The sequence below is a fragment of the uncultured Granulicatella sp. genome (genome assembly GCF_963515615.1).
GTDB lineage: Bacteria > Bacillota > Bacilli > Lactobacillales > Aerococcaceae > Granulicatella.
On record NZ_CAUPZT010000054.1, the window covers coordinates 1 to 9,911 of the forward strand.

Consider the following 9,911-nt stretch of genomic DNA (forward strand, 5'->3'; position numbering starts at 1 on the left):
ACCTGTGACCCATAGATTAAGAGTCTACTGCTCTACCAACTGAGCTAAGGAGGCATTGATTACGTTTTTAGTATAGCACTTTGAAGTTAAAATGCAATTGTTTTTAGGATTTTTTTCAAAAAATGCTAAAGTTTACTCAAAAAAATAGTTATTCAGTATCGTTTATGGTAGAATTATTGCGTATGACAATCAAGGAGTATTCTTTTTAGCGTGCTTACTTTAGAAATATAAGAAGGTGAGTTTTTCGTCTGTTTATATTTCTAAAAGTAGGTTTAAAAGATACTCTTAAAAAGAAGAAAAGGAGAATCGATATGTCAGAAAAAAAAGTATATAGCTATGAATGGGGCGGAAGACTGTTACAAGTTGAAATCGGCCAATTAGCAAAACAAGCAAATGGTGCTGTCTTAGTTCGTTATGGAGATACAGTGGTATTAACAGCAGCCGTTGGTACAAAACAAGCAAAGGATACAGATTTCTTCCCATTAACAGTGAACTATGAAGAAAAAATGTATGCAGCAGGTAAAATTCCTGGAGGATTTATTAAACGTGAAGGACGTCCAAGTGAACATGCGACATTAACAGCTCGTTTAATTGACCGTCCAATTCGTCCAATGTTTGCAGAAGGTTTCCGTAATGAAGTTCAAATTACAAATACTGTAATGTCTGTAGATCCAAACTGTCCACCAGAAATGGCAGCAATGTTTGGTTCAAGTTTAGCATTATGTATTTCAGATATTCCATTTGATGGTCCAATTGCTGGGGTAGATGTTGGTCGTGTAAACGGAGAATACGTGATTAACCCTACAACTGAACAAGCTGAATTATCAGATATCGAATTATCTGTAGCAGGTACTGCAACTGCGATTAACATGGTAGAAAGCTCTGCTAAAGAAGTGAGCGAAGAAGATATGTTAGGAGCATTATTATTCGGTCACGAAGAAATTAAAAAATTAGTAGCTTTCCAACAACAAATCGTTCAAGAAATTGGAAAAGAAAAAATGGAAGTAACATTGCTATCATTTGATCCAGAAATCGAAAAACAAGTGAAAGACTTATTCAGTCAAGCAATGATTAATGCAATCCAAACAGAAGAAAAATTAGCTCGTGAAGAAAATATTGAAAAAGTTAAAGAAACTGCCTTAGAACATTTTGAAGCTGTTTTAGAAGACAATGATGAAAAAGCAGGCTTATTAAAACAAGTTTCTCAATTAGTGGATAATCTTGAAAAAGACGAAGTACGTCGTTTAATTACTGAAGAAAAAGTACGTCCTGATGGTCGTAAAATTGATGAAATTCGTCCATTGTCTTCAGAAATTGACTTATTACCACGTGTTCACGGTTCAGGTTTATTTACTCGTGGACAAACTCAAGCATTAACTTCAGCTACATTAGCACCTTTAGGAGAATATCAAGTCATTGATGGTTTAGGAATTGAAGAAGGTAAACGATTCATCCACCACTACAATTTTCCACAATTCTCTGTAGGTTCAGTAGGTCGTGCTGGAAGCCCAGGTCGTCGTGAAATTGGTCACGGTGCTTTAGGGGAACGTGCATTGAAACAAGTCATCCCAACTCCAGAAGATTTCCCTTATACAATTCGTCTTGTATCAGAAGTATTAGAATCAAATGGTTCATCTTCTCAAGCAAGTATTTGTGCGGGAACACTAGCCTTAATGGCAGCAGGTGTACCAATTAAAGCACCTGTAGCGGGTATTGCGATGGGATTAATTTCTGATGGTACAAACTATACAGTATTAACAGATATCCAAGGGTTAGAAGACCACTTAGGAGATATGGACTTTAAAGTTGCTGGTACAACAACTGGTATTACAGCTTTACAAATGGATATTAAAATCCAAGGAATTACGGAACAAATTTTACGTGAAGCATTAACGCAAGCGAAAAAAGCTCGTTTTGAAATTTTAGAAGAATTAATTTCTACAATTGCTGAACCTCGTAAAGAGTTAAGCCCATATGCACCTAAGATTGAAATGATTTCTATTCACCCAGATAAAATTAAAGTTGTTATCGGTCGTGGTGGAGAAACAATCAATAGCATTATTGATGAAACTGGCGTTAAAATTGATATCGATCAAGAAGGTCATGTATCAATCGCTTCAACTGATGCTGCAATGATTCAACGTGCAAAAGAAATTATTGAAGATTTAACACGTGAAATCGAAGCTGGACAAGTGTATGAAGGAACTGTTCGCCGTATTGAAAAATTTGGAGCTTTTGTTGAAATTGCAAAAGGAAAAGATGGATTAGTTCACATCTCTGAATTAGCGCATGAACGTGTGGCAAAAGTAGAAGATGTATTAGCGATTGGAGATAAAGTAAAAGTAAAAGTTACTGAAATTGATGGACAAGGTCGTATCAACTTATCTCGCAAAGCATTAATCGAAAAAGAAGCTTAATCATTCATGAAATGAGGCTAGGAAAACCCTAGTCTCATTTTTTATTTCCAAGAAAAAATATGAAATGTTAGTCAAAAAATCGTAAATATGGTATTCTAGATTAAGAATGTAAACAAGTTGGTAAGAAAAAATACAACAAATAAATAAGATGAGGTGAACTATGAGTTCAATTAAAATAATGGCGCTAGGAGGCGTTCGAGAAAACGGTAAGAGTTTATATGCCGTTGAAGTAGATGAAGATATTTTCGTCTTAGACTGTGGATTGGTTTATCCAGAAGACGAATTATTAGGAATCGATGTCGTGATTCCAGATTTTACTTATTTAGAAGAAAACAAAGATCGGATTGCAGGAGTATTTTTAACCCATGGTCATGCGGATGCAGTAGGAGCTCTTCCTTATTTTCTAAAAAATATTCAAGCGCCAGTTTTTGGGACAGAATTAACGATTGCTTTAGCAAAATATTATGTAGAGTCTTCTAAACAAGTAAAAGGATTCGATGATTATCATATTGTCACTGAAAATACAGAAATTGATTTTGAATCTGTAACGGTGAAATTTTTCAAAACAACTCATACTATTCCAGATTCAGTAGCGATTGTTTTAAAAACAGCAGACGGAAGTATTGTGTATACTGGAGACTTTAAGTTTGACCAAAGTGCTGCCGTTGGCTATCAAAGTAATTTTGGCCGTATTACGGATATTGGAGAAGAATATGTCTTAGCCTTATTAAGTGATTCTAGTGATGCTGAAAGTTACGAGGAAAATGTTAGTGATCGTAAAATTGAAGCTAGTATTTTAGATACCTTTAGAAATGCAACGGGTCGTATTATTGTAGCTTGTGTGGCAAGTAATATTTTACGAATTCAACAAGTGTTTAATGCAGCTCATGAATCAGGACGTAAGATTTTCTTAACAGGTGCAGAATTAGAAGAAATCGTGAATATTGCATTGAAATTAAATAAATTAACGGTTCCTTCAGAAGATTTATTCGTAACGGCACGTGAATTAAAACGTTTGGCAGATGATGAAATCGTTGTGTTAGAAACAGGAAACGTAGGCGAACCAATTAAAGCTTTACAAAAAATGGCACAAGGTCGTCACCGTCAAGTGAATTTACATCAAGGAGATTTAGTCTATATTGCAACAACTCCTTCAACTGCAATGGAAACAGCCATTGCTCGTACGAAAGATATGATTTACCGTGCGGAAGCTGAAGTCGTTGAAATGGCTGATAATGCGAAAGCAAGCGGACATGCGACTCCAAATGATTTAAAACTAATGATGAATTTATTACAACCAACATTCTTCATTCCAGTTCAAGGAGAATATCGTAGTTTATTAGCTCATGCTGAGTTAGCACACGAATTAGGAATTCCATATTCTAATATTTTCATTCCTGGTAAAGGGGATGTGATTGAAATTTCTAATGGAAGAATGACAGCTACCGGACAAGTTCCAGCGGGAAATGTTTTAGTAGATGGAATTGGTGTTGGAGATATCGGTAATATTGTACTAAAAGATCGTAAGATTTTATCAGAAGATGGAATTTTCGTAGTCGTTGTAACGATTTCTAGACGTTTAGGAAAAATTTTATCGGGTCCACAAATTGTTTCTCGAGGCTTTGTTTATATGAAGACGAGTGAGGAATTATTACAAGAATCACAAAAAATTGTGACAGATATTGTGGAAGAAAATTTAGCAAGTGATAATTTTGAATGGCCACGTTTAAAACAAGAAGTACGTGACGGTTTAAGTCGTTACTTATTTGAACAAACAAAACGTCGCCCAGTTATTCTTCCAATTATTATGGAAGCATCACATTATAAAAAAGATTAAGTTGTATTATTGAAAGGGGAACATTCATGGGTTCAAAAGCAGTTAAAATTATGTTAGAAGTTTTGTTAGCAATCGTTGTTGCTAGTGGACTTTCTTACATTCCAGCGATTGGAGGAAATGTAGTCATTGACTTTGCCATTATTCCTTTAATTTTAGTATCACTAAGACATGGAGGAATTTGGGGAGCAATCGCAAGTATTTTATTTGGTCTTCTACATGGAGTATTACATCCAAGTGGAACAGGACATATTGTTGTTCCATTCCATGATTCTGTAATGGGATATGGATTTGTAGCTTTTGCTGGATTCTTTGCGAGAAATACCGTCCGTACAGCATTTAATGCTCGTATTTCTTCAACTGTATTAAATGTTGTAACAGCTAGCATTATTGCAACATTTGTTAGCTATAGTTTCCATGCTATTGCTACGGCTATTGGAACACCAACATTATTTGCAACTGAAAAAGTTGCTTTAGCAAGTGGATTTTTAGGATTTTCAGTAAACTTTATTGCTACATTAGTAGTGACATTAGTAGTATTAGTAACGTTGATTTATGTAAAACGTGACATTTACATTCCGAAAGGAACAAAATACTTATCTCGAAAAGAAAAATCTCACTTATTAAATGACTAATGAGAGTGGGAAAACAGTTTCTGTTTTCCTGCTTTTTTTCTAAGCAAGAAGGGAAGGAGAGAGGAAATGGATTTTTTATCGACAATAGTAACAGGTTTGATATTTATCAATACACTTGGAGCAATTATTACGGTCTTTAGAGAACCAAGAGAGATATCAGCTACATGGGCTTGGTTATTAGTTTTAGTCTTTTTCCCATTTTTAGGTTTTTTCATTTATTTCTTTTTTGGAAGAAAAATTAGTAAAGATCGAATTTTTGATTTGAAATCCCAAGATACATTTGGAATTAGAAAATTAGCCGAAACTCAATTAGAGGAATTAGAACATGATAATACTTTCTTTGAAGATTTATATTTAAAAGAATTAGCGGTATTATTTTTAGAAAGTGATGAATCTGTTATTACAAAAGGAAATCAAGTTGAAATTATGACGTCTGGTCAGGAGAAATTTACACAATTAAAAGAAGATTTGAGAAATGCCAAAGACCATATTCATATTGGCTATTATATTTTTAATGATGATGAATTAGGCTATGAATTATTAGAGATTTTAGTTGAAAAAGCGCAACAAGGAGTCGAAGTTTTAGTGCTATATGATGCATTAGGGACTCGTTTTACAAAACAAAAATTTTGGAAGGAACTTCACGATGCGGGTGGACGTTCAGAAGCCTTTTTCGGGTATACATTTGGGATTATTAATTTGCGGATGAACTATCGTAATCACCGTAAAATTGTTGTCATTGATGGAAAGATTGGTTATGTGGGTGGCTTTAATATTGGGGATGAATATTTAGGGAAAGGAAAATTAGGGCAGTGGAGAGATACCCATTTAAGAATTAGAGGGAATGCCGTATTATCTCTTCAAGCTCGCTTCTTTATTGATTGGAATGCAACAGCTTCAGAACGATATCAAAAAACATTTTTACCGCGATATTTTCCTACTTTAGAATGTTTAGGAGATACAGCAATGCAAATCGTTTCAACAGGGCCGGATAATGATTATCAAAAAATAAAAATGGGATTTGTTAAGATGATTTATATGGCGAAAACATCAATTGATATTCAAACGCCTTATTTTATTCCTGATGAAAGTGTTCTGGAAGCTTTGCAAGTGGCTGCTCTTTCAGGGGTAAAAGTACGGATTATGGTTCCATGCAAACCGGATCATCCATTTGTTTATCGTGCAACAGAATATTATTGTCGAAACTTATTAAAAGACGGTGTAGAAATCTATTTATACGAAGAAGGTTTCTTGCATGCGAAAACAATGGTCGTAGATGGCGTTGCTTCTACAGTTGGAACCTCTAATTTTGATATGAGAAGTTTCCGATTGAATTTTGAAATTAATGCGTTTATCTATGATGAGGAAATTTCATGTAAGCTACAAGATATTTTTGAGAAAGATATTGAGAATTGTTTATTAGCAGATGAAGCGTATTTTAAAAAGCAATCTCCATGGAAAAAATTAAAACAAAAATTCTCCAGACTGCTTTCTCCGATATTATAAATTTTTATAATAAACTTGATTACTATAGCAAGGACGCCAGCAGCTTCGTTTTGCGAATCTCATGATATAGTGATAAGTTTTTTATGTATAACTTTTGGGGCGCAGTACATTTTGCTACCCAAGAATAGAAAATAAGACTCTTCATAGTAGTATGAGCACTAGAAGCCAATCGGCTTCTAGTGCAGGAAAATTTGAGACCCTAGGCTCAAATTTTAGCCAAGAGACATCACAGGTGGCTGCTGGCGTCCTAATACTACAATGAGAAGTCTTATTTTCTATCTATACTTGAATGGCAGAAACAACTTGTTCCAAGTTCAAAATCATTGTTAAATCTTCACTTAGAAAAACAAAATGATTGTTCGGCTGAATACAGCTTTTAATAATACCTTTTTTAGTAAATTGTTGTAATTCACCTTTTGAATTGTATTGTTCAAATAAAAGAGTAATTTCTTTTTTGAAATAGTAACTATTATGAATCGTCTCAACAACATCAATTAATGGCATTACATCAGTATATGAAGTTGAATCTGTTGGAAATTGTAAACTGTTTAATAATGGTTGAATAAATGAATGAAATGGTTTTTTATATTGTTCCATAATCGGACCTCCCGAACAAATGTTTGTATTTGTATTATACGAACATTTGTTCTAAAATGCAAACATTATTTAAAAAAAACAAAAAATTTTTTTAAAAAAAGTAGTATTTCTTCCTATTTAACTATACTAATCAGAGAGGAAGCAGGCGTAGAATTAACGTTTGATACATTTTATAAAGAAGGGTATAATAACAAAAGTAGGGATTTATAATCGAATTCAGACCTATAAGATGGGAGGTGTACTATGAGCCAAAAAATTGTAGAATCTGTTCAAGCTATTGAAAATCAAGCACAACAATTAAAAGAAGATTTTCAAAAGAAAATTGATGAAGCAAAAATTCAAGCGAATCAAAAAATTTCTGAATCTAAAAAGAATGTAGAGATCGCTTTGTCGAATTATGAAAAAGAATTAGAGGATAAATATTCTCAAAAGAAATTGGATTTCCAAGAAGAATTAGCATCTCTTCAAAATGAAGAAATTCAACAAATACAACAGATGTTTGAAGCCAATCGACAAGAATTGGTTCAGGAAACAATTAAGGAGGTGTTAAAACGATATGGCAATTGCTAAAATGAAAAAATTGATGTTTATTGCACCAAATCGTATTCAAAGCCAATTGATGGATGCGGTTCAAGAATTACAATCATTAGAATTCATTTCCTTAAGTCAAGGGCAATCCATGTTAGAAGAATCAAAACCTTCGAATCAAAAAAATCTTCAAGAGTTAGAAAGTAAAGTAGAACGATTACAAGAAGATATTCGCTTTTTAGAAAAATATCTAAAACAACCTTCACTCATGAAAAAATTGAGAACTAAGAAAGAAACGTTTACGATTGAAGAACTTCAACAAATCGTTTCTAATTGGAATTATCAAGAATTAATTGAGAGTGTTGAAAAGTATCGAGTACAATTACAAAAATTTGAAGAGAAAAACGCAGAGCTCATTGAAACTGAAACTCTACTTAGAAAATGGGGAAATTTAGACTTCCATCCAAAGGAAATCTTCAAACAACCATTTACAAAGACAAAAATGGGGACGATTCCTCAAACAACGGATAATCGTTACTTAGAAAGTCTTAAAGAGAGTCAGTGGATTGTCATTCAGGAAGTGTATCATACAAGAGAAGAAGTTGGAGTATTTGCAACTTATTCAAGAAAACATCAACAAGAAGCTAAAGAAGAATTAGCGAAAGTGAATTTTAGTGTGACATGGTACCCATTTGACCATAGCCCTAAAGAAGAATTGCAATTGAATTTAGAACGTCAAAAGCAATTAAAAGAAGCTAAAAATTCATTAGTACAAGAAATGCAACAACAAGATGATCTTGTTAGAAAATTAAAATTGTATTGCGAATTTGCGTTTAATGAATGGCAAAAGGAAATTGCAAAAGAGCAATTGTATTCAGGAGAGCATTTGTTCTGCTTACATGGTTATTTATGTGAGGATGTGGTGGAACAAGCCAAACAACAAATGGAAGATTATGGAATTGCTTCTCAAGTAACAGTGGTAGAATTGGAAATTGATCCAGAAGAATATGAAGAAGCACCAACTGTCTTGAAAAACCATTCGCTTATCAAACCATTTGAAATGATGATTGAGATGTATGGTTTGCCAAAATATGGTGAGGTGGATCCAACACCATTTACAGCACCGTTTTATCTTGTATTCTTTGGAATGATGTCTGCGGATATTGGATATGGACTTGTATTATGGTTCGCAACGTTCCTTGCGTTAAAACTGTTTGTATTAAATAAAGGAATGAAACGTAATTTAATGTTCTTCCATTTATTAAGTTATCCAACAGTAATTTGGGGAATTATCTTTGGTTCATTCTTTGGGGTGGATATGCCGTTCCAACCATTATCGCTTTCAAAAGATTTAACGACGATTATGATTTTATCAATCATTTTTGGGATTATTCAAATTATTGTAGGTCTATTTATCGGGGCTTATAGTAATTGGAAGAAAAAGGATTATGCCAATGCATATACGACTCATATTGGGTGGTTAGCGATTATTTTTGGCTTAATTTTATATTTAGTAGGTTCGATGATTTTAAATATACCGGTTCTTGCAACGGTAGGATCATATCTAGCGATTATTGCAGCGGTACTAATTGTTATCGTATCTATGTTGACAAGTTCGAATAAATTTGCGGGCTTGGCAACTGGTTTATATAACTTATATGGGATTAGTGGTTATGTTGGAGATGTTGTCAGCTATACTCGTTTGATGGCTTTAGCAGTATCAGGCGGTAGTATTGCAGCAGCGTTCAACATGTTAGTGACTTTCTTACCACCAGTAGCAAGAGTTACAGTAGGAATTCTTCTATTAATTGCGCTTCATGGGTTAAATATTTTCCTAACATTTTTAGGAGCTTATGTTCATGGATTAAGATTACAGTTTGTAGAATTCTTTGGTAAATTCTATGAAGGTGGCGGAAGAGCGTTAAAACCATTTAAAACGTATGAAAAATATATTGAAACAAAACAAAAATCAAATCAATAAGATGGAGGAAGATTTATTATGACAAACTGGTTAACATTTTTTACTGAAAATTCTGGAGGTTTTATTTTCGCAGCATTAGGAATGGCTGTAGCAAGTATTTTTTCAGGAATTGGTTCTTCAAAAGGTGTAGGGATTGCAGGGGAAGCTGCGGCAGCTTTAATTAAAGAACAACCTGAAAAATTCGTTCAAGCATTAATTTTACAATTATTACCTGGTACTCAAGGGATTTATGGATTCATCATTGCATTCTTCATTATGCAAAAAATGAGCGCAACAATGCCTTTAAGCTCTGGTTTATACTTATTAATGGCAGCTTTACCAATTGCATTCACAGGTTTATTATCTGGTATTGCTCAAGGGAAAGTAGCAGCTGCTGGTGTTCAAATTTTAGCGAAAAAACCAGAAGAATCTAC

Annotated in this window: 8 protein-coding genes; 7 read left to right on the forward strand and 1 reads right to left on the reverse strand. The window is 33.8% G+C overall.

Annotation, left to right across the window (positions count from 1 at the left end):
• Positions 1 to 311 precede the first annotated feature (311 nt).
• The 4 genes from pnp (at position 312) to cls (ending at position 6,392) form a co-directional block, all read left to right on the forward strand.
• A complete protein-coding gene (gene pnp, locus RYL55_RS07545) occupies positions 312 to 2,417 on the forward strand; it encodes a polyribonucleotide nucleotidyltransferase (RefSeq protein WP_315008361.1) in 2,106 nt (701 codons plus the stop codon).
• Between the two features lie 160 nt (positions 2,418 to 2,577).
• Positions 2,578 to 4,254 (forward strand): ribonuclease J, encoded by a 1,677-nt coding sequence (locus RYL55_RS07550; RefSeq protein ID WP_315008363.1) that lies wholly within the window; start codon positions 2,578 to 2,580, stop codon positions 4,252 to 4,254.
• Between the two features lie 26 nt (positions 4,255 to 4,280).
• On the forward strand, positions 4,281 to 4,886 hold the full coding sequence (locus tag RYL55_RS07555; RefSeq protein WP_315008365.1) for an energy-coupled thiamine transporter ThiT: 606 nt from the start codon (positions 4,281 to 4,283) through the stop codon (positions 4,884 to 4,886).
• A gap of 66 nt (positions 4,887 to 4,952) precedes the next feature.
• Entirely contained in the window at positions 4,953 to 6,392 is a 1,440-nt protein-coding gene (gene cls, locus RYL55_RS07560; protein WP_315008367.1) for a cardiolipin synthase, read from the forward strand.
• A 279-nt stretch (positions 6,393 to 6,671) separates the two neighbouring features.
• Here the strand turns inward: cls and RYL55_RS07565 are convergent, their stop codons facing one another.
• On the reverse strand, positions 6,672 to 6,989 hold the full coding sequence (locus tag RYL55_RS07565; protein ID WP_315008369.1) for a hypothetical protein: 318 nt from the start codon (positions 6,987 to 6,989) through the stop codon (positions 6,672 to 6,674).
• A 243-nt stretch (positions 6,990 to 7,232) separates the two neighbouring features.
• Here RYL55_RS07565 and RYL55_RS07570 point away from each other — a divergent pair, with 243 nt between their 5' ends.
• The 3 genes from RYL55_RS07570 to RYL55_RS07580 form a co-directional block, all read left to right on the forward strand.
• Positions 7,233 to 7,559, forward strand: coding sequence for a hypothetical protein (locus tag RYL55_RS07570; RefSeq protein WP_315008371.1), 327 nt, complete (start codon positions 7,233 to 7,235; stop codon positions 7,557 to 7,559).
• The gene (locus RYL55_RS07575; protein ID WP_315008373.1) at positions 7,546 to 9,498 is read left to right on the forward strand and encodes a V-type ATP synthase subunit I; all 1,953 of its coding nucleotides are present in this window, start codon (positions 7,546 to 7,548) and stop codon (positions 9,496 to 9,498) included. Before RYL55_RS07570 ends, RYL55_RS07575 begins: the two co-directional genes overlap by 14 nt.
• Positions 9,499 to 9,516: 18 nt before the next feature.
• The coding region (locus RYL55_RS07580) for a V-type ATP synthase subunit K (RefSeq protein WP_315008375.1) at positions 9,517 to 9,911 on the forward strand (395 nt) is incomplete at its 3' end.

What these genes read in the sequence shown, in the direction of transcription:
- RYL55_RS07575 (WP_315008373.1), top strand. Translation starts at nt 7,546, where the DNA reads ATGGCAATTGCTAAAATGAAAAAATTGATGTTTATTGCACCAAATCGT.
- RYL55_RS07565 (WP_315008369.1), bottom strand. Translation starts at nt 6,989, where the DNA reads ATGGAACAATATAAAAAACCATTTCATTCATTTATTCAACCATTATTA.
- pnp (WP_315008361.1), top strand. Translation starts at nt 312, where the DNA reads ATGTCAGAAAAAAAAGTATATAGCTATGAATGGGGCGGAAGACTGTTA.
- cls (WP_315008367.1), top strand. Translation starts at nt 4,953, where the DNA reads ATGGATTTTTTATCGACAATAGTAACAGGTTTGATATTTATCAATACA.
- RYL55_RS07550 (WP_315008363.1), top strand. Translation starts at nt 2,578, where the DNA reads ATGAGTTCAATTAAAATAATGGCGCTAGGAGGCGTTCGAGAAAACGGT.
- RYL55_RS07555 (WP_315008365.1), top strand. Translation starts at nt 4,281, where the DNA reads ATGGGTTCAAAAGCAGTTAAAATTATGTTAGAAGTTTTGTTAGCAATC.
- RYL55_RS07570 (WP_315008371.1), top strand. Translation starts at nt 7,233, where the DNA reads ATGAGCCAAAAAATTGTAGAATCTGTTCAAGCTATTGAAAATCAAGCA.